This is a genomic window from Staphylococcus sp. EG-SA-14, assembly GCF_017151935.1.
GTDB classification, from domain to species: domain Bacteria; phylum Bacillota; class Bacilli; order Staphylococcales; family Staphylococcaceae; genus Staphylococcus; species Staphylococcus aureus.
Map to the genome: position 1 here is coordinate 259,505 of NZ_JACVZM010000001.1, position 19,613 is coordinate 279,117.

A 19,613-nucleotide genomic window follows, 5' to 3' on the forward strand; every position below is an offset into this window, starting at 1 on the left:
TTAATTTCAAAATGACTCATAGCAATTCATTTTATACTATAAAATTTACATGTATGCTTTTACGTTAGATTTCATTACACATATTTGCATTCAAATAACGAAACGCTTTTAATAATTACTAAGGGGGAATTATTATGATTCGATGTGCTAAAAAAGAAGATTTAAACGCTATATTAGCGATATACAACGATGCCATTATTAATACAACAGCTGTTTATACTTATAAACCGCAAACCATAGACGAACGTATCGCATGGTTTGAAACGAAACAACGTAATCATGAGCCTATCTTTGTATTTGAGGAAAATGGAAGTGTATTAGGATTTGCGACGTTCGGTTCGTTTAGACCTTGGCCAGCATATCAATATACTATCGAGCATTCTATTTATGTCGATGCTTCAGCTAGAGGAAAAGGTATCGCTAGTCAATTATTACAGCGTTTAATTGTAGAGGCAAAAGCTAAAGGTTATCGTACACTTGTTGCTGGTATTGATGCTTCTAATGAAGCGAGTATTAAATTACATCAAAAGTTTGCTTTCAAGCATGCCGGCACACTGACCAATGTAGGTTTTAAATTTAATCAATGGTTAGATTTAGCATTTTACGAATTAGATTTACAAGACTAGTAATGTTTGAATCACATAATATAAACAAGACGACCATGTCAATTCACTTAACATAACAAGCCAACATATAAAATTTTAAACTTCTCAGGGGAGTGAGACAGAAATGATAAAGAGCCACTAATGATTTATTATGTAGTGGTTCTTACACATTAGCCACAGCTAATGTGTACTTAAAAATAGGAATACATGAGTAAAACTCATGCATAAGAAATACTAATTTCTATAGAAAAAGTATTTCTTTATCGTCGTCCCACCCCAACTTACATTGTCTGTAGAAATTGGGAATCCAATTTCTCTTTGTTGGGGCCCCGCCAACTTGCACATTATCGTAAGCTGACTTTTCGTCAGCTTCTGTGTTGGGGCCCAAAAAGCTTGTTACAAGCGCATTTTCGTTCAGTCAACTACTGCCAATATAACTTTGTAGAGCATATTACATTGATTTACATCGTCCCTTTTATTTATTCTTTTCAAATACTATCCCCATAGCTTTGATTTAACGCTTTTTCTCAATAACAAAACGAATATAGTAGAACATGAAAACGATAATCATGCTGAGCGATAAAGATTTAAATAATAGATTGACCCACGTTCCCTCAGTCGTATATCCATATGTAATCGTTGTGTTAATGATGAATGCTATAAAGATGATTGATAGTCTTAGCATATCATCACTCCTTTTAAGTTATTTTAGATATACGGGGACGCTTTTGCAATCACTATTTTGATTAGCATGCATTTCCCATAAATCTTTCAACTTTATGAGAGATAATTAAGAAGCATCTATCTGGTACTAATGATCCAGACAGATGCTTCTTTTTTATCAATATCTTATTGTTATCTCATTAATTATTTTTAACCATATCTTCAGCTGTGCCAAAGATTTTACGTTTAATTGCTTCGCCAGTTGGTGTGCCTGCTAGTCCACCCAATCCAGTTTCACGTAATGATGCAGGAAGGTTACGACCAACCTTATCCATTGCTTCAATAACTTCATCAACAGGGATTCTACTCTCAATACCTGCTAATGCTAAATCTGCTGAAATTAAAGCGTTACCCGAACCAATTGCATTTCTCATAACACAAGGAATTTCAACAAGTCCGGCTACTGGGTCACAAACTAAACCTAATAAATTACTTATCGCTAATGCCATAGCGTGCCCGGATGCTTCTGGTGATCCTCCGAATATAGCTACTGCTGCAGCTGCGGCCATTGCAGATGCTGAACCAACTTCAGCTTGGCAGCCACCTGTTGCACCAGCTACACTTGCATTGTTTGCTACGACACGCCCAAACAATGCTGAAGTGAATAAGAAATCAATCATTTGCTCTTCTGTTAAATCATGTGTTTTTTCTAATTTAAAAAGTGCACCGGGAATGGTACCCGAGGAACCAGCTGTTGGCGTTGCACAAATAATACCCATCGCAGCATTGACTTCATTTGTTGCAATGGCACCTTTGACTGCGTCAATCATTTCATATCCAGACAAAGCATGATGTGTTTCATTATAATCACGTAGTTTAGCAGCGTCATGACCAGTGTAGCCCGTTACACTTTCAACGCCATCACCTGTCGTCCCTTTGATTACTGCGTCTCGCATGACATCTAAATTTTGTTTCATTTGCGCTCGCACTTCATCACGTGATTTACCGCTTAATTCCATTTCTTCTTTAACCATGATATCCGCAAATGACATATTATTTTCTACGGCATAATCTATAGTCTCTCTAATTGAATCAAACATGTTTATTCCCCCTCTAATTTATATAGGAAACGTTTACGTCACTGTATTTCTCTTTAATTGTATTTAATGTTGATTCTGAGATTGCTTTATTTAATGGTATTACAACCAAGCATTTATCTTCATCTATCTTAATAAATTCATCTTTACAGTCTAATTTCATATCGTTGATATCATTGATGAAATGATTTACTTGTGCTTTAGTCATATTTCCGTCAACAACTAAAATTGGTAATCCATGATTTAAATCTACTTCTAGTCCATTTATATGAATACCTTTAATTTTAATTGTACCACCACCGATTGAAATACCGATAATTTCAATGTAGCGACCATCATTACGAGATGATTTGATATAAGCACAGTTTGGATGTTGACCAATACTATCGCCTTCTTCTTCGATGATATCTATTTTAATACCATCATCAGCTGCAATTTCTAATGAAGATTTAATTCGGTTATCAAATGTTGAATATCCCATTGCTCCACCCACAATAGCGACATCTGTACCATGTCCTTGGTGTGTTTGAGCAAATGATTCATAATAATGTATTTCAATATTTTTAGGAATATCTCCCAATATTGCGCGTGCTGAATTCCCAATCTTTACTGCACCAGCCGTATGAGAACTTGAAGGGCCCATCATAACTGGTCCGATAATATCGAAAGCACTTTGATAATCATAGCTCTTTGCCATAATTAAACACTCTCCTTAATATGATTCTTTTTGCTCGGCATTTTAAAGTTGATATTCATTAAATTAAACTTATTAATTAGTGTTCCAATAATATAGGCTAAGACAATGCTGACAATAATCACTGTTGCGATTGTTACAATTGATGTCACTGCATTATTAAAGCCAAACAATACGATGGCGCCTGCAATTGGTGTTGCCATACCTTTGACACCTATTACTAGTCCGCTAAATGTCACGATACATGCGTTGACGACCCCAATCAGTGCATTTGTACCATATAGTTGTACTGGATATTGCGCTATTAAATCAATTTGCGTCAATGGCTCAATACAAACTGCAAATGCTTTTGACGGTCCACCAATGTTTAATTTTCGGAATAAAATAAGGTTAACAAATGAGCTACCTGTACATGTTAGTGCTCCAATAGCCATAGGAACACCTGTCAGTCCTAATAAACTTGTTAATACCATTGAACTTAGCGGTGTCATACCTGTAACAGGAATCACTAGTCCTAAAATGACCGCTAATGCATATGGATTGTTATCACCTACCGCAGTGACAGCACTACCTATTTGTTTTAATGTTGCTAGCACACCAGGTGTAATGATTGATGCAAGTCCGAAAGCAATTGCTGGTGCAAATAAGATCACCACAATTAAGTCCAAGCCTTCTGGAACTTTCTTTTCAATCCATTTAATTAAAAAAGCTACGCCATAAGCTGCGATGAATGCTGGTAATAATTTAAAGTCATGTAATACTAAACCAACAATAACCGCAAATACTGGTGCAACGCCTAAGTTTAAGCACGTTAGAATACCTACTGCGATACCGCTTAAACTTCCTGCTAAATCCCCAATATCTTGTAGAAATTTAATATCAAATACGCCACCAATAGCGTAACTTAAGAATGCTTGTGGTAGAAATGTCGCACAAGCTGCACCGGATAATGCTTGTAGTCCTTGTTTACCGTACGGTGCATACTTTAAAAATAGCGTCATGATCACTAAAACCAAGACTAATGTGCCTACACCTAACAGAATATCCATTTCCCAAAAACCTCTCTCTATGTTTATTTTATTTTCAGACCATAAACATCGTACACCCTTAAGAAAACGTTTTCAACTTTTATCTGTTATCAAATCAAATATTTAAGTGAAATATTTCATATTTGTGAAAGATTTTTAAAATGGATTGTTTCAAAAACTACTTATGTTGTCATTAATATTTACTAATTAACTTTTTACTCTATATTTCAAACAGTTGTGTGACAGTTTTTTGATAACTTTTTTACATCTGAAAGTGAGTAATATTTCTAAAAATCTTTAATATTTATACACTTTATCTTTCGAGCTATTTATTTTTTGTTTTTGTGCTGTGTTTATAAAACCGCACACTATATTCAAAAATAACTTATTACACATATATTTGCAATAAGATAATTAAAGTAGGATATTATTTTTAGTTTTCTGATAGGAATGATGATAGTCTATAGGTTGAATCTTTACTTTTTTTAAAGCTAAATTTACATCAACTTAACAATGGCTGGTTATACTGAAGATGAAAATATTTAGTATAACTTAGTGGAGGCGATAAAGGTGCAATTGAGTCATTCCGTTAAAGTTGCAATTTCTATCTATTTAACACTTATCTTTATAACGTTCACTTCTTATTTAGTCATTATTTTATATACGAGTATGACTGGACATGATGTATCACATTTCGTGTTAGATAGTCAGCATTCTCATCATGGATCTCTTACGCAAAAACATTTGAGTCTTCCTGAAATCTCATTTAAATAGTTTATCCTCTGTGTTTCAACATTCATTTCCCATATCGATTCATTTATCTATCATCTAGACCACTACATCTTAGATGATTTTTTTATTTTCTCATTTCACTCTTTCTTAAAAGTCGATATAATGAATTAAATCATTATCATACACCGACATATTTTATGTTGTTGGTGTTAAGTTTTAAAGGGGTGAGATACTTGGCGAATAATCATTCAGCTTTGCGTTTAAAAGGAATTATACTTGCCATTGTCGGTGCTTGTTTATGGGGATTAGGTGGTACTGTTTCTGATTTCTTGTTCAAATATAAGAATATTAATGTCGATTGGTACGTCACTGCTCGACTTGTAGTCAGTGGTGTTTTCTTACTTATTATGTACAAAATGATGCAACCCAAACGTTCTATATTTAGCGTATTCCAAGATCGACGTATGTTAGGCAAATTACTTATCTTCAGTATACTGGGCATGTTAGTTGTACAATATGCTTATATGGCATCTATTAATACAGGTAATGCTGCGATTGCAACATTACTACAATACATTGCGCCAGTTTATATTATTATTTGGTTTGTCATAAGAGGCGTTGCAAAACTAACATTATTTGATGTGCTTGCTATTATCATGACACTATTAGGAACATTTTTATTATTAACGAATGGTTCATTTTCTAATTTAGTCGTCAATCCTGCAAGTTTATTCTGGGGTATTTTAGCTGGTGTAGCACTCGCTTTTTACACAATTTATCCTTCAGACCTACTTAACCGCTTCGGTTCGATTCTAATTGTCGGGTGGGCAATGCTTATTTCTGGTGTTGCGATGAATTTACGCCATCCAATTTGGCACATTGATATCACTAAATGGGACATATCAATTATATTATTTTTAATCTTTGGTATTATCGGTGGTACCGCACTCGCATTTTATTTCTTTATCGACAGTTTACAATACATATCAGCGAAAGAAACAACATTATTCGGAACTGTTGAACCTGTCGTAGCCGTTATCGCAAGCAGTCTATGGTTACATGTGGCATTCAAACCATTTCAAATCGTAGGCATCATTCTTATTATGATTTTAATTTTATTACTATCACTTAAAAGACAACCTGAAGCATTAGATGAATAAGAAAACTCTGATAATCACTTTAGCAAGTAACTATTTTTAACAACGTAGCTACCTTGTATGTGATATCAGAGTTTTTTATTTTAATTAATAATATTTTTCACTTGGTATAAAAAGCGTCGGCGCTCTGGTATCGGAAATACTGGATAAATATGGAATTGGTAATATCCAGGTATAAAGTCATGTTCGATACCTTTTGCACTCAACAATTGCGATAAGTTCAAAGCATCTGGGTACAGTACTTCTTTTGTGCCAACAGTTAATGTAATACGACCTAAACCATCTAAGTCACCATTAATTGGTGATACTTTGTAGTTATCTAAAGGTGTGTCCCCTGCCCATTGTTCAGCTAAGAACACACTGCCATCCACACCTACCATTGGGTCTTTCTTTAAGTAGTCAGGAATTTCAGGATGCTGCATCGTTGCATCTAAAACTGGTGAAATTAATACAATATGTCCTGGTTGCACAATATGTTTTTCTTTTAACAATTGAGCAAATGATAAAGCAATTTGACCGCCCGCAGAGTCACCCATTACAACGATTTGTTTAGAATCTGCTACTTGATTCAATAAATCATGGTATAACTTTTCAAAAAGCACATACGTCGCTTGATAATCTTGATGCGGAATCTTCGGATATACTGGCATGATGACTTTAGCATTGAGTGTTTCTGCAAGTTCATCAATAAATTCGAAGTGAATTTTAAGTGGGTCTTGGAACCATGCGCCTCCATGTGCGTATAATACAACACGTTGATGCTTATCTTGTTTATCATTAACGGTATAAACGGTTGAACCGTAGTGCTTATCCACTGTTACTGGCATCTTAAACTGATAATTGGTGCCCTCATATTCACCTGCTGTCTGTGGCGCCATTTTTTCTAATGCTTTCATCGCTTCTTCTTTATACATAAAACGACGCTTAGCTCTAGATAATCGTATACCTTGTTCTAACATATAACTTTTCACACTGCGTTTTTCTTTAATTCTAATATGTGCGTATGCTGCTACTAAAAATCCAAACGCAAGTGTAGACCATTTTTTACGCATTTGTCGTCACTCCTCTTTGATGATTTCTACTATAGTTCTACTGTACCATGCTGATTCTTATTACTACCAATATTTACTGGGAAATAAGTTATGATGTCTACATAATCTTAGCAATGCTAATCATTTGCGATATTAATGCTCATCGACATCGTTATTTACACTATCATTCATTTGCTTAAGATGATGTTCAAAACGTTGCATATCGATAAAACGCCCTTGACGATGCATTTCTTTTCCATTCATAAAAATTAAATCCACAGGTACAGTGAAAATATTTAATTCTCCAGCAATAGCTTCCACCTGACTTTGATTAATCACAGCTAATGGCACATTGGGATATGATTGCATCAAGTCTTCAATTTGTGGTAAAACGGCATGACACACGCTACACTGATCGCGCATGACATGTACAACTGCTAACGGATATTGATGAATAAATTCACGGAATGCTTCGACACTATTTAATTGCTTAACCATTTCGAACACCTTCTTACTTTTTATATTTTAAAATGAAGTCATTATTTTGTTGCTAAAATGTCTTGAAACACTTGTGGCACAGAGGTTATCTTCTTATCGCTCAATCTGTAAAAACCGCCTGTCTGTGTACCAATACAATGCACGCCATGTGCGGACACAATTTCAAACTGAAACACCCATTTCATCTTGCTTGCTTTAACTAAGTAAATACGACCTACTGGTTTGTCATGTATTGTGACAGGTACTTTATACTCTGCTTCCGTTTTCATAAGTATAGGTGAAATGCCTTGATTGATCATTGTTGAGTAATTCATGTGCTGATTAATAAACGCTGTTCTCAAATCTTCGAACCATCTAATATAAACGATATTACTAACGACACCCATCGCATCAATGTCGTAACCATTCACTTCGATTTCTTTCTCTGCAACTAATAGACCTTCTGTTGTCATAATGACAAATCTCCTTATCTTACAAATAGATTTAAAATCATGTTAATTTATTTTTATTACTTTCATGATAAAAATACAAGCAATTGAACTTTATTACGGAAAATCAAACTTTTCAATGACGTTATTAATTTGACTAGTCGTGAAGATGCATTTTTCTAAAATGTACAAAAAGTACAATCCCTACTTTCTATCCCCCAAACTAACATCTATGCCATTGCTATACATCATTGCGCACTAAAAAGGCAGTAGCTTCATTTTAAGCTACTGCCTTTTGTAACGTATTCTCTTTCAACTCGCTACTTCGCATACGCACTACGAATGACTAAAAGTTCATTCATTTGATATGCTGTTTCATTTTTAATCATTATTTGACTGTCATAATTAGCTTACCTGGATCAGCATCTTGTACATCTTCAATGACAAGTTCTTTATTTTCAAGATTTGTAATAATCATTGGTGTAACGATGCTTGGTGCGTGTGCTTTCAAGTATGCTAAATTCACTTTCATTAATGGTTGACCTTGTGTTACTTTTTCATCAACGTTAATCAGACTTTCGAATCCTTCACCATTCAGTTTCACTGTATCGATACCAATATGAATAAGTACTTCGACGCCACTTTCAGATTCTAATCCTATCGCATGTTTCGTAGGGAAGATTGTTTTCACTGTACCATCAAACGGTGCTACAATTTCACCTTTTTCAGGGATAAAGCCAACACCATCACCCATCATTTTACCAGCGAATACTTGATCAGGTACTTCTGATAATGGAATGATTTGACCGATACCTGGTGCATAGATGTCTGTTGTTCCAAGTGCTTCTACGTGAACTGGTTCATCTGACATTTCTTCAGTCACTGTCGTTTCACTTGGTTTCGTAATTTCACCACTCATAATCTTGGCCATATCATGTTTAATTTGATCTGATTTTGGACCAAAGATAGCTTGCATATTGTTTCCAACTTCTAATACACCTGATGCGCCTAAAGCTTTAATACCTGCTACATCTACTTTTGATTTATCAACCACTTCTACGCGTAGACGTGTAATACATGCATCTAAATGTTTAATGTTTTCTTTTCCACCCATTGCATCTAAGACATCAAATGGTAATTTTGCGACACTAGAGTTACGAATTTCAGTTTCTTCATCTTCACGACCTGGTGTTTTCAATTTAAACTTACGAATTGCAAAGTCGAATAAGAAGTAATACACGATAGCATATACAATACCGACTGGAATAACTAATAATGCGTGTGAACGATCCCAGTTTAATAAACCATATAAAATATAATCTATGAAACCACCTGAGAATGTCATACCAATTTTAACGCCTAATAAATGCATTACTAAGAATGATGTACCAGCTAATAATACGTGAATTCCATAAAGTACTGGTGCTACAAATAAGAATGAAAATTCTAATGGCTCAGTGATACCAGTTAAAAATGCAGTTAATCCTGCTGATAACATTAAACCACCCACGACTTTTTTACGTTCTGGTCGTGCATTTTTATAAATAGCAAATGCCGCCGCTGGTAAACCAAACATCATAAATGGATATTTACCAGTAGTAAATGCACCAGCAGTAAATGGTACGCCATCTTTCAATTGTGCCATCCAAATACGTTGGTCACCACGAACCAATTCACCTGCGTGATTTGTATAACTTCCGAATTCAAACCAGAACGGTGAATAGAAAATATGATGTAAACCAAATGGAATTAATGAGCGTTCAATAATACCGAATATAAACGTTGTTAATGTTAAATTTTTATTTAATAAGAAATTCGATAAACTATTTAATCCATCTTGAATTGGTGGCCACGCAAAGCTTAAAAGCACACCTGTTGCGATTGCTACGACCGATGTCACAATCGGTACAAATCGTTTACCTGCAAAGAATCCTAAAAATGGTGGTAGTGTAATATTATAAAATTTGTTGTAACACCATGCGGCTAAAGCACCCATGATAATACCACCAAACACACCCGTTTGTAACGTTGGAATACCTAATACTAAAGCATGTGCTGGTTCTTTCGCTGCTTGACTTAATTCTTTTGCCCCTTTGGCATATGAGAAAATGTCATCAATTGTAATGTGCAACACTTTCCCCATTGTTGCATTCATAATTAAGTAACCTACTAGCGCTGCTAATGCTGCAACACCGTCTCCTCCTGCTAATCCAAGTGCTGTACCAACTGCAAATAATAATGGCAAGTTATCAAATACAACTTGTCCTGCTGCTTCCATGACCGACGAAATCATTACAATGATATCGTTTTTTAACCATGGTGCAATTTCTACTAATTGTTCGTTGTGCATTGCGTTACCAAACGCTAATAAAATACCAGCTGCTGGTAAAATCGCAACAGGTAACATTAATGCTTTACCGATACGTTGCAATTGTCCAAACAATTTCTTAAACATATAAACATCCCCTATCTCAATTTCCGCTTCCATGTACAAAAAAAGCAGGCATGAACAAACAAGACTATTCTCATAGTGCGGTTGTTTGCTCATGCCTGCATTACCAGTAACACGCAAGTGATATCTAATTCATAGCTATTATACATATTTGTAAAAGCGTTTTCAACAACTTTTTCACAATTTTATCATCAATTCAGTACGATCATTTGTGATAAATAAACAAAACGGCAATTCCCATTTTGTTGAAATAGAAATTACCGTTTTTATAGTTCAATTCAATTGTGATAACCTTTAAATCAGTTATAAGAAACGTTTTGCTGCCACTGAAATTGGTGGAATTTGATCTAAATCTAAATGTTTATCTTCAGTAATTGATCTAAATGCCCACTTACCATAACCAAGCGCTTCTTCATTTACAATTTTACCTGGTAATGGCGCAGCATTAGGATCAACATATACATCTACAATCGTTGGTACATCTTGTGCTAATGCCTCTTCGACTATAGCATCTACTTCGCTAGCACTCTTAATTGTATAACCTTTACCACCTGCTGCCTCAGCAAATTTTGCATGATCCATATCAGAAAAATCAACTGCATATTCTAATTCACCAGCTGCTTGTTGTTCATATTTAATAAATGCTAACTGTTTGTTATTAAGTACAAATACAGTTAAAGGTAAATCATATTGTACTGCTGTAGCGAAGTCTTGCATTACCATTTGGAATGCACCGTCACCAGCAATTGCGATGGCTTGTCTATTTGGATATGCAATTTTTGATGCAATTGCACCTGGAAGACCGCAACCCATTGTACCTAACCAACTTGAAATGATGAACTTGTTATTTACACCAAGGTTTAAGTATCGAGTTGACCAAACTGTTGCTGTACCTACATCTGCTGAAATCACTGCATCATCTTTAATAAATTTATTGATTGATGCCATTAATCGTTCTGGACGTAATGGTTTACTATTATTATTTTTATCTTGTTCCATCCATTTATCCCAAACCGCTTTACGTTCTAACGTTTTGTTTAAGAATGGTCTTTCAGCAACATGTTTAATATTTTCAGTTAACTGATGCAACGCAATTTTACTATCTCCAACAATTCCTACATTAATATTGAAACGATGTCCGATATTTTTAGGATTTGTGTCAATTTGAATGGCTTTAATATTTTTCTTAGGTAAGTAATCCACATATGGATAGTTTGTACCAACCATAATTAATAAATCCGCTTCCTGCATTGTTTGATAAGATGTTTTGGTACCGATTTTACCTAAGTTACCGATACTATATGGATGATCATCCGGCAAGATTGTTTTAGCTGGTAATGAATGAATGACAGGAATTTTAGCCATTTCAATAAATTCACGTAGCTCATCTTTCGCATGTTTCGCACCTACACCAATTAACATAACCGGCTTTTTACTCTTATTGATTAATTTAACAGCTTTTTTAATGTCTTTATATTTTGGTGATACTACTGTTGGTCTTGATGTATCTACTGGTTTATTCGTTGTATCTTTAATTTTTTCAGTTAATAAGTCGTTAGGACAAATAACAACAGCTACACCTTTTTGTTCATATGCCGTACGAATTGCTTCGTTAACGATTTCAAACACATTGTCACCTTTTTCAATTTGGTGATTATAAACGGCTACATCTTCACATAATTTTTGTAAATTTGTTTCTTGGAATGCTTTCGTTCCAAGTGCTGTACTATTCGTTTGTCCAGATAATATTAATTGCGGTACATTATCCATTTTGGCATCATACATACCATTTAATAAATGAATTAAACCAGGGCCACCGATACTTAATGCCACACCGATTTTACCAGTTAATTTTGTGTAACCAGCAGCCGCTAAGCTTGCTACTTCTTCATGACGTACATGATAAAATTTAAATTGATCTCTCACTGTACGTAAACTATCGACTACTGCGTCGATTGAGTCTCCTGGAATACCATACAAGTGATCTATATCCCATGCTTGTAATGCTTTAACTAATGCTTCATTTGCTTTTATTTTTGCCATTATTACTAATAGCCTCCCTTTCTGTCTATCATTTTAAATATCTAAATTAATAGAATAATAAAATTAGAACAGGTATTAACACTGAACTAATAACTGCAGTTAAAATCATCCCAATTGAACTAAATGCACCGGATTCAATATCCATTTCTAGTGCTTTAGCTGTGCCAAATGCATGTGACGCATTCCCATACGTTAAACCTTTGGCGATAGAAGATTCAAATCTTCCAAATCTTAATAACATCGAACCTAAAATACTACCGATTAAACCCGTTGTGATAATAAAAAGTACGGTCATCGTATCTGTACCACCTAGTTCATGTGACACTTCGATACCTACTGCGGCTGTTATAGATCGGGGCAATAACGTTACAATGACGTCTTTAGAATAGCCAAATGCTTTAAGTGTTAAGAACACTAACATGAAATTCAGCATGACGCCAGTTAATACACTTGCAAAAATGATAGAGACATTGTCTTTAATTTTCTCTCTATTTTTATAAAGTGGGTACGCTAAACATACGACCGTTGCGTTTAAAATATGGTTGATCCAACTGCCACCTTTCATATACCCGTTATAACTAATTCCAAAGATAAGTAAGACAAAAATAATTCCTAAAGATGCAATTAATGCTGGATTCAAAAATGGGTTCGGATATTTTTGTTGTAACCTTTTAGCGAAATAATATAAAACGACAGTCAACAAAATCATTAATAAGGCTTGCACGTAATCATTCATAAGCGTCTACACCTTTACGATGTTTATGTTTAACAGACATTTTTTCAGCAATATAACCTGAAGATAATGCAACGATACATGTTCCTATGATAATGACTGCGAAAAAGAGTATATAATTTAGCGTAATTTCGGAAGCAACATCCATAATACCTACAACTGACGGTATGAAGAAAAAGACCATCGTCTTTAATAAAAAGTTTGCACCGTCTTCTACCCAAGTTAGCGGTACAATCTTAAATTGTAATAGTAAATAAAATAAAAATAGACCAACAATACTGCCGGCTAAGGGAAGATGAAAAATCTTTTGAATTTCTGTGCCAATATAAGTAATCACAATGATGATTCCTAGTTGTAGTAGTAGTTTGATTATTAATTGGACTTTGTGCATGGCGCCATCCCTTTCTAAATATGTCTAAATTGTTACAATAACTATTATAAAGATGGCGTACACAATATAAAAATACTCTTTTTTTATAGTTTGTATTACTATTTTCTATGGAAACGCTCTCTAAATTTCACTTCATTTTCACAAAAAAACACTCATTATTTCAATGACCCACGTAATGATGCGCCTTAAATAATGAGTGCTTTATTAATATGTTAGCCTAAACGGTCTTTCAAAAATTCTATCCATTTCGTTGTGGCATGACTTAATTGTTTATCCTTCTTCCAAACAACACCTAATTCCCAATGTACATGAGCATCTTCAATGCGTAGCAGCTTCACATCTCCATTTAGTTGCTCTGAAATTGATGTTGGTAAAATACTAATACCTAATTCATTCGTAACTAAATCTTCTATAACATGCCATTGTGAAATTTGCGCTACAGTATTCGGAACAAAGCCAACGTTTTTAGCATTTTCAATAATTTTATCATTCAAGTAAAAGTCTTTATTAAATAAAATGAAGTCTTCACCTGCTAAATCTTCGAGTTTAACAGTTTCATATTTTGCGAGTCGATGCTCTCTGCTCACGATAAGTCGCAAATCTTCCTTATCTAGGGTAGTATAATCGAAAATATGATGATCGACTGGCAAAGTGGTCACGCCTATATCTACTTCATCATTGATAATTTGCTGTTCAATCGTTTTGCCGCCATTTTCTATTAAATTATATGTAACATTTGGATATTGTTGATGGAATGCACCAAGAATATTGATAAGAATCTTCATATTCATGACTGCCGACATACCCATGTTTATATGCCCTGTTTCCAGTCCATTCAAGCGTTCCATTTCAGATGGTAAATAATCATACAGTGCAACAATTTCTTTACTTTTCTCATAAAAAATTTGACCTGCATCGGTAAGAATTAAATGTCTTTTACTTCTATCAAATAAGGGCGTGCCCATTTCATTTTCAATATCTTTAATTGCTTTACTAATTGTAGGTTGTGCAATATATAATGATTTGGAAGCATTAGTCATGCCTCCTTGCTTAACGACTTCAATAAAATATTTCATATGTTTGATATCCACTAACATCATCCTAACTATTTCAACACGTTTATTTCATTATACACAACTTCTTAAACATTCAATAAATTTAGATTCATAAAATTGCTTTATAAAAAGTTTTATGTAAAATACACATTCTTTTATGGTATTATATTAATGGCTCAAGTTTGTTATTCGAGGTGAGGTATTGAGCTTTTACGAATTTATGCAAAGTTTTCTTGGTGATGACACACCATTAGGTGAATTGGTTGATTGGATTAATCAAGATAGCAATTTCCCTAGAGAAGTGAAGAGCCATAGTGAAATATTGTCATATTTTCGAACAAATCCATGTCCTGAAAGCATCTCAGTACCTGTAATTAAACGGGCACTATCAGTTTTCAACCAATTCACAAATGTACAATGATACATGAATACATGGAGTCACATCATCTCATGTTAGCGCTCTGATTGCAGGGCGCTATTTTTAATGTTATCGCTACATTTAGTATATTGTGATTGCTATTTTCTTTCAGTTATAGAACCACGTACCTTTTCTTTTAAATCATTTTATATTTTCCCACTAATATCCGCTGTTAATCAATTCTGACATCCTTGTATCACTATGACAATTAATTGTTAAATACATGAATTTCTACATTTTATGAAAAAATCCATTTTTATTACAATTCAACACTTTATATGACAACTTCATTACAGTTACTTTTATTGTTGATTGCTTGCATTGTTTTCTAAAAAAATTTTGTTATCATAATTAACGTTGAATAAAGAAAAAAATTAACTTGGGAGATAAAAATGGAATATAAAAAGATACTAATTCGTTTATTAATTGCTTTTGCAGTACTTTTCTCAGCAGATTTCACTTATCAATCCGTCGAACAAACGCATCAATCGCATGCCGCAGTTAATTATTATAGTAAAAACCAATGTACATGGTGGGCATTTAAACGTCGCGCACAAGTCGGTAAACCTGTTTCTAATAGATGGGGCAATGCTAAAAATTGGTATTACAATGCACGTAAATCAAAATATGCGACTGGTCGTACACCAAGAAAATTTGCTGTCATGCAATCAACTGCAGGATATTATGGACATGTCGCAGTTGTTGAACAAGTATATAAAAACGGTAGTATTAAAGTTTCAGAATACAACTTTTATCGCCCATTAAAATACAATACACGTGTACTAAGCAAAAAGGCAGCACGTAACTTTAACTATATTTACTAATCAAAAAACTTCTATCACGAACGCTTCAATTTCCTGTATGCGTGTGATAGAAGTTTTTATTTTTGTTCATATTAATTTATCTAAGCGCTACGATGGACTGACTTAAACTTTTCTTTAAAATCGCTATTCGCCATTTACTATTGTTGTCTAATTTCTTGTAAAATACGTTCCGCTGCTTGTGTATTTGCACGGGGTTCTTTTTTCAAAGCTTCAGCTACTTTAGCAATTTCATCACCTTTTGCTCCTACAACAATAGCTAATGATTTATATTGTAAACTCATATGACCTTGTTGAATACCTTCTGACACAAGCGCGCGACATGCTGCAAAGTTTTGCGCTAAACCAACGGCAGCAACTACATGACCTAATTCTTGTGCTGACTCTACATTTAGTAGCTCTAATGAAGCTTTAGCTATTGGTAATACTTTCGTACCACCCCCAACAATTGCCAATGTCATAGGCACTTCAATTGTACCAATCAATCGTTGACGATCTTGATCGTAACGCCATGTAGCAATACCACGATACTGTCCGTCACGACTTGCGTATGCATGCGCACTTGCTTCTGCCCCACGCGTATCATTTCCTGTTGCTAAAACAACGGCATGTATGCCATTCATAACACCTTTATTATGTGTTGCAGCACGATGAATATCAACTTGTGCAAGTACAGAAGCACGCTCCATTCGTTTGGCAACCTCTTCTCCAGTTCTCTCGCCCCTTGCTAAATCTTTAACATCAATTTCGCCTTGAACTTTAACAACGGACGCTGTTGCATGATTGGATAAAATACTCATTAAAATGTCGCTTTGCGGAAATTCATTTTTTAAAAATGCAGTTATGGCCTCTAAAATCGTATTAAGCATATTAGCGCCCATAGCATCTTTCGTATCAACAAATACTTTTAAAGATAGTAACTGTTGCTCAGGAAATGTATCAATCGCTATACGTTGGTAACCACCACCACGCGCTTTAATAGAAGGATATGCCTCATCCGCAATTTTATGAATTTGCTTTTCTAAAGCTTTAATGTCTGCTGATAATTTTTCAGTATCGTCAACGCCATCAAAGACGATTTGACCTATCATAATACGTTCAGAAGATACCGTTTTAAATCCGCCAGTCTGATTCACTAGCTTTGCACCATAACTAGCTGCAGCGACAACTGAAGGCTCTTCCACCATCATAGGTACAACATATGCCTTATCGTCCACAATGATATTCGGTAATAATCCAACGGGTAATGCACCTTGCGCGATGACATTTTCAATTAAACTATTGGCTACTTCTTCATCGATTAATGGATGATTCAGTAAAATGTCGAATTGTTCTTCTGATAACCATTGCTTATCAACCAATTGTTGTAACTTTTCTTTACGAGATAAATGTCGAAAATTCTTATCTAAATTTTGCATGGACGTACTCCTTTTACTTCACATAATTTTTAACATTTCAATCACTACTATTTTTACCACAAAATAACGTCATTCGTCTTAAAATTCAATTGAATAATTGTCGTTTTGACTTTAAAATAAAACAAGGTAAATTAAAACGCTTACAAGAAACGACAAATCATTTTTAAATTTAGTATATTTCTTTGTATAAAATTAGCATATTCTGATATGATACAAGTGTTGCTTTTATAAATTTGAAAGGATGTAAAACCTTATGACAATAGGTATCGATAAAATAAACTTTTACGTTCCAAAGTACTATGTAGACATGGCTAAATTAGCAGAAGCACGCCAAGTAGATCCAAACAAATTTTTAATTGGTATTGGTCAAACTGAAATGGCTGTTAGTCCTGTAAACCAAGACATCGTTTCAATGGGCGCTAATGCTGCTAAGGACATTATAACAGACGAAGACAAAAAGAAAATTGGTATGGTAATTGTGGCAACTGAATCAGCAGTTGATGCTGCTAAAGCAGCCGCTGTTCAAATTCACAACTTATTAGGTATTCAACCTTTTGCACGTTGCTTTGAAATGAAAGAAGCTTGTTATGCTGCAACACCAGCAATTCAATTAGCTAAAGATTATTTAGCAACTAGACCGAATGAAAAAGTATTAGTTATTGCTACAGATACAGCACGTTATGGATTGAATTCAGGCGGCGAGCCAACACAAGGTGCTGGCGCAGTTGCGATGGTTATTGCACATAATCCAAGCATTTTGGCATTAAATGAAGATGCTGTTGCTTACACTGAAGACGTTTATGATTTCTGGCGTCCAACTGGACATAAATATCCATTAGTTGATGGTGCATTATCTAAAGATGCTTATATCCGCTCATTCCAACAAAGCTGGAATGAATACGCAAAACGTCAAGGTAAGTCGCTAGCTGACTTCGCATCTCTATGCTTCCATGTTCCATTTACAAAAATGGGTAAAAAGGCATTAGAGTCAATCATTGATAACGCTGATGAAACAACTCAAGAGCGTTTACGTTCAGGATATGAAGATGCTGTAGATTATAACCGTTATGTCGGTAATATTTATACTGGATCATTATATTTAAGCCTAATATCATTACTTGAAAATCGTGATTTACAAGCTGGTGAAACAATCGGTTTATTCAGTTATGGCTCAGGTTCAGTTGGTGAATTTTATAGTGCGACATTAGTTGAAGGCTACAAAGATCATTTAGATCAAGCTGCACATAAAGCATTATTAAATAACCGTACTGAAGTATCTGTTGATGCATATGAAACATTCTTCAAACGTTTTGATGACGTTGAATTTGACGAAGAACAAGATGCTGTTCATGAAGATCGTCATATTTTCTACTTATCAAATATTGAAAATAACGTTCGCGAATATCACAGACCAGAGTAATCTGTGTATTTGAAAGACATTTAAATATAACCTAAAAACAGCAGTAAGACCACTTCTCATTGAAATCGTCTTACTGCTGTTCTCTATTTATAACACTTCGTATTGAATGAATTCATTATGCCTATTTGACACATTATTGAAATTTTTAATATACCCCTTATACGTTACGGCTTTGTACTGTGTTTAGGTATATAAAGCTTTGACATATCGATATTCTCCAACTCTAACAGCTTAATTTTATTATTAATCGTTCCACCGAATCCTGTTAAGCTACCCGTTTTACCGACAACACGATGACATGGCACGATAATTGATAATGGATTACTTCCGACTGCACCTCCAACCGCTTGGGCTGACATTTTTGGCTTATCAAGCACCTTGCCTACTTTTTTGGCAATAGCACCATACGTTGTTAGAGTCCCATAAGGAACCTGTCTTAATTCATTCCAAACACACTGTTGAAAATGACTACCTGTTGGCTTTAAAGGTATTGTGATTTCAGGATTGTCACCTTTAAAATACGCGTCTAACCACTGTGTCGCCTCTTTAAATATCGCTAAAGACGTATTTTCTTCCCTAGTACCATCACCTTGTTGATTTTCAAACAAAACAGCGGTCAGACTTCCCCCATCACTCACAAGTTCCAATCGTCCTACAGGCGAATCATAGTAACTCTTATACTCCATAAAAATGCCCCCTTTTTCTAATCATACGCCTTAATTGTTAAATTAGAAAATATTCATGTTCACATTTTTTAAAAATAAATAAGTCGTCAATTACGTATATAAACACGTAATACCAGCTATCACTTTGCTGCAATATACAGTTACATATCTTACTACACGCGCTAACCTCTTACTTTGTAAACCAAATCTTAAATTAAAATATTGAAAATGCAATGGATCCTTAATATTTTATTAAACCTATAA

21 protein-coding genes are annotated in these 19,613 nt (G+C 34.6%); 6 read left to right on the forward strand and 15 right to left on the reverse strand.

What is annotated here, in order from left to right:
- Positions 1-134: 134 nt before the first annotated feature.
- Positions 135-626, forward strand: coding sequence for a GNAT family N-acetyltransferase (locus IDG63_RS01255; RefSeq protein ID WP_000617355.1), 492 nt, complete (start codon positions 135-137; stop codon positions 624-626).
- A 493-nt stretch (positions 627-1,119) separates the two neighbouring features.
- On the opposite strand, the gene IDG63_RS01260 is transcribed toward IDG63_RS01255, so the two are convergent.
- From IDG63_RS01260 to IDG63_RS01280, 5 genes are all read right to left on the reverse strand, one after another.
- Positions 1,120-1,290, reverse strand: a complete 171-nt coding sequence (locus IDG63_RS01260) for a hypothetical protein (RefSeq protein WP_001549802.1) — start codon at positions 1,288-1,290, stop codon at positions 1,120-1,122.
- 61 nt (positions 1,291-1,351) lie between these two features.
- Positions 1,352-1,450, reverse strand: a complete 99-nt coding sequence (locus IDG63_RS01265) for a hypothetical protein (protein WP_031774933.1) — start codon at positions 1,448-1,450, stop codon at positions 1,352-1,354.
- A gap of 18 nt (positions 1,451-1,468) precedes the next feature.
- The gene (gene sdaAA / locus IDG63_RS01270) at positions 1,469-2,368 is read right to left on the reverse strand and encodes an L-serine ammonia-lyase, iron-sulfur-dependent, subunit alpha (protein WP_000460421.1); all 900 of its coding nucleotides are present in this window, start codon (positions 2,366-2,368) and stop codon (positions 1,469-1,471) included.
- 13 nt (positions 2,369-2,381) lie between these two features.
- Positions 2,382-3,062 carry an L-serine ammonia-lyase, iron-sulfur-dependent subunit beta gene (gene sdaAB / locus IDG63_RS01275; protein WP_001140234.1) on the reverse strand — a complete coding sequence of 227 codons (681 nt, stop codon included), beginning with the start codon at positions 3,060-3,062 and terminating at the stop codon, positions 2,382-2,384.
- Between the two features lie 2 nt (positions 3,063-3,064).
- Positions 3,065-4,108 carry a PTS sugar transporter subunit IIC gene (locus IDG63_RS01280; protein WP_000353634.1) on the reverse strand — a complete coding sequence of 348 codons (1,044 nt, stop codon included), beginning with the start codon at positions 4,106-4,108 and terminating at the stop codon, positions 3,065-3,067.
- Positions 4,109-4,657: 549 nt separating this feature from the next.
- On the opposite strand from IDG63_RS01280, the gene IDG63_RS01285 reads away from it, so the two are divergent.
- Entirely contained in the window at positions 4,658-4,861 is a 204-nt protein-coding gene (locus IDG63_RS01285) for a hypothetical protein (RefSeq protein WP_001177188.1), read from the forward strand.
- Positions 4,862-5,043: 182 nt separating this feature from the next.
- A complete protein-coding gene (locus tag IDG63_RS01290) occupies positions 5,044-5,979 on the forward strand; it encodes a DMT family transporter (RefSeq protein ID WP_072362001.1) in 936 nt (311 codons plus the stop codon).
- 80 nt (positions 5,980-6,059) lie between these two features.
- Here IDG63_RS01290 and IDG63_RS01295 read toward each other — a convergent pair whose 3' ends face one another.
- From IDG63_RS01295 to cidR, 8 genes are all read right to left on the reverse strand, one after another.
- Positions 6,060-7,028 carry an alpha/beta hydrolase fold domain-containing protein gene (locus IDG63_RS01295; RefSeq protein WP_001228169.1) on the reverse strand — a complete coding sequence of 323 codons (969 nt, stop codon included), beginning with the start codon at positions 7,026-7,028 and terminating at the stop codon, positions 6,060-6,062.
- A 132-nt stretch (positions 7,029-7,160) separates the two neighbouring features.
- A complete protein-coding gene (locus IDG63_RS01300) occupies positions 7,161-7,505 on the reverse strand; it encodes a thioredoxin family protein (RefSeq protein WP_000240662.1) in 345 nt (114 codons plus the stop codon).
- A 41-nt stretch (positions 7,506-7,546) separates the two neighbouring features.
- Positions 7,547-7,957 (reverse strand): acyl-CoA thioesterase, encoded by a 411-nt coding sequence (locus tag IDG63_RS01305; protein ID WP_000206033.1) that lies wholly within the window; start codon positions 7,955-7,957, stop codon positions 7,547-7,549.
- A 364-nt stretch (positions 7,958-8,321) separates the two neighbouring features.
- Positions 8,322-10,388 carry a glucose-specific PTS transporter subunit IIBC gene (gene ptsG, locus IDG63_RS01310; protein WP_000473675.1) on the reverse strand — a complete coding sequence of 689 codons (2,067 nt, stop codon included), beginning with the start codon at positions 10,386-10,388 and terminating at the stop codon, positions 8,322-8,324.
- A 300-nt stretch (positions 10,389-10,688) separates the two neighbouring features.
- Positions 10,689-12,428: a pyruvate oxidase gene (locus IDG63_RS01315; protein ID WP_001062658.1), complete on the reverse strand. Its 1,740-nt coding sequence runs from the start codon at positions 12,426-12,428 to the stop codon at positions 10,689-10,691.
- A 46-nt stretch (positions 12,429-12,474) separates the two neighbouring features.
- The gene (locus IDG63_RS01320; protein ID WP_001001019.1) at positions 12,475-13,164 is read right to left on the reverse strand and encodes an LrgB family protein; all 690 of its coding nucleotides are present in this window, start codon (positions 13,162-13,164) and stop codon (positions 12,475-12,477) included.
- Entirely contained in the window at positions 13,157-13,552 is a 396-nt protein-coding gene (gene cidA / locus IDG63_RS01325) for a holin-like murein hydrolase modulator CidA (protein ID WP_000549734.1), read from the reverse strand. Before cidA ends, IDG63_RS01320 begins: the two co-directional genes overlap by 8 nt.
- 212 nt (positions 13,553-13,764) lie before the next feature.
- Complete coding sequence (gene cidR / locus IDG63_RS01330; protein ID WP_000351761.1) at positions 13,765-14,643, reverse strand: cidABC operon transcriptional activator CidR; 879 nt, start codon at positions 14,641-14,643, stop codon at positions 13,765-13,767.
- A gap of 166 nt (positions 14,644-14,809) precedes the next feature.
- On the opposite strand from cidR, the gene IDG63_RS01335 reads away from it, so the two are divergent.
- Positions 14,810-15,028: a sterile alpha motif-like domain-containing protein gene (locus IDG63_RS01335; protein WP_000011687.1), complete on the forward strand. Its 219-nt coding sequence runs from the start codon at positions 14,810-14,812 to the stop codon at positions 15,026-15,028.
- A gap of 389 nt (positions 15,029-15,417) precedes the next feature.
- The gene (locus IDG63_RS01340; RefSeq protein WP_000455861.1) at positions 15,418-15,849 is read left to right on the forward strand and encodes a CHAP domain-containing protein; all 432 of its coding nucleotides are present in this window, start codon (positions 15,418-15,420) and stop codon (positions 15,847-15,849) included.
- Positions 15,850-15,986: 137 nt separating this feature from the next.
- Here the strand turns inward: IDG63_RS01340 and IDG63_RS01345 are convergent, their stop codons facing one another.
- Complete coding sequence (locus IDG63_RS01345) at positions 15,987-17,264, reverse strand: hydroxymethylglutaryl-CoA reductase, degradative (RefSeq protein WP_001180325.1); 1,278 nt, start codon at positions 17,262-17,264, stop codon at positions 15,987-15,989.
- Positions 17,265-17,517: 253 nt separating this feature from the next.
- Between IDG63_RS01345 and IDG63_RS01350 the strand changes: the two genes are divergently transcribed.
- The gene (locus IDG63_RS01350; protein ID WP_000151982.1) at positions 17,518-18,684 is read left to right on the forward strand and encodes a hydroxymethylglutaryl-CoA synthase; all 1,167 of its coding nucleotides are present in this window, start codon (positions 17,518-17,520) and stop codon (positions 18,682-18,684) included.
- 164 nt (positions 18,685-18,848) lie between these two features.
- On the opposite strand, the gene IDG63_RS01355 is transcribed toward IDG63_RS01350, so the two are convergent.
- Positions 18,849-19,370 carry a methylated-DNA--[protein]-cysteine S-methyltransferase gene (locus IDG63_RS01355; RefSeq protein WP_000455990.1) on the reverse strand — a complete coding sequence of 174 codons (522 nt, stop codon included), beginning with the start codon at positions 19,368-19,370 and terminating at the stop codon, positions 18,849-18,851.
- Between the last annotated feature and the right edge of the window lie 243 nt (positions 19,371-19,613).

What these genes read in the sequence shown, in the direction of transcription:
- sdaAB (WP_001140234.1), bottom strand. Translation starts at nt 3,062, where the DNA reads ATGGCAAAGAGCTATGATTATCAAAGTGCTTTCGATATTATCGGACCA.
- IDG63_RS01280 (WP_000353634.1), bottom strand. Translation starts at nt 4,108, where the DNA reads ATGGATATTCTGTTAGGTGTAGGCACATTAGTCTTGGTTTTAGTGATC.
- cidA (WP_000549734.1), bottom strand. Translation starts at nt 13,552, where the DNA reads ATGCACAAAGTCCAATTAATAATCAAACTACTACTACAACTAGGAATC.
- IDG63_RS01320 (WP_001001019.1), bottom strand. Translation starts at nt 13,164, where the DNA reads ATGAATGATTACGTGCAAGCCTTATTAATGATTTTGTTGACTGTCGTT.
- ptsG (WP_000473675.1), bottom strand. Translation starts at nt 10,388, where the DNA reads ATGTTTAAGAAATTGTTTGGACAATTGCAACGTATCGGTAAAGCATTA.
- IDG63_RS01345 (WP_001180325.1), bottom strand. Translation starts at nt 17,264, where the DNA reads ATGCAAAATTTAGATAAGAATTTTCGACATTTATCTCGTAAAGAAAAG.
- IDG63_RS01315 (WP_001062658.1), bottom strand. Translation starts at nt 12,428, where the DNA reads ATGGCAAAAATAAAAGCAAATGAAGCATTAGTTAAAGCATTACAAGCA.
- IDG63_RS01355 (WP_000455990.1), bottom strand. Translation starts at nt 19,370, where the DNA reads ATGGAGTATAAGAGTTACTATGATTCGCCTGTAGGACGATTGGAACTT.
- sdaAA (WP_000460421.1), bottom strand. Translation starts at nt 2,368, where the DNA reads ATGTTTGATTCAATTAGAGAGACTATAGATTATGCCGTAGAAAATAAT.
- IDG63_RS01255 (WP_000617355.1), top strand. Translation starts at nt 135, where the DNA reads ATGATTCGATGTGCTAAAAAAGAAGATTTAAACGCTATATTAGCGATA.
- IDG63_RS01350 (WP_000151982.1), top strand. Translation starts at nt 17,518, where the DNA reads ATGACAATAGGTATCGATAAAATAAACTTTTACGTTCCAAAGTACTAT.
- IDG63_RS01295 (WP_001228169.1), bottom strand. Translation starts at nt 7,028, where the DNA reads ATGCGTAAAAAATGGTCTACACTTGCGTTTGGATTTTTAGTAGCAGCA.
- IDG63_RS01305 (WP_000206033.1), bottom strand. Translation starts at nt 7,957, where the DNA reads ATGACAACAGAAGGTCTATTAGTTGCAGAGAAAGAAATCGAAGTGAAT.
- IDG63_RS01300 (WP_000240662.1), bottom strand. Translation starts at nt 7,505, where the DNA reads ATGGTTAAGCAATTAAATAGTGTCGAAGCATTCCGTGAATTTATTCAT.
- IDG63_RS01260 (WP_001549802.1), bottom strand. Translation starts at nt 1,290, where the DNA reads ATGCTAAGACTATCAATCATCTTTATAGCATTCATCATTAACACAACG.
- IDG63_RS01340 (WP_000455861.1), top strand. Translation starts at nt 15,418, where the DNA reads ATGGAATATAAAAAGATACTAATTCGTTTATTAATTGCTTTTGCAGTA.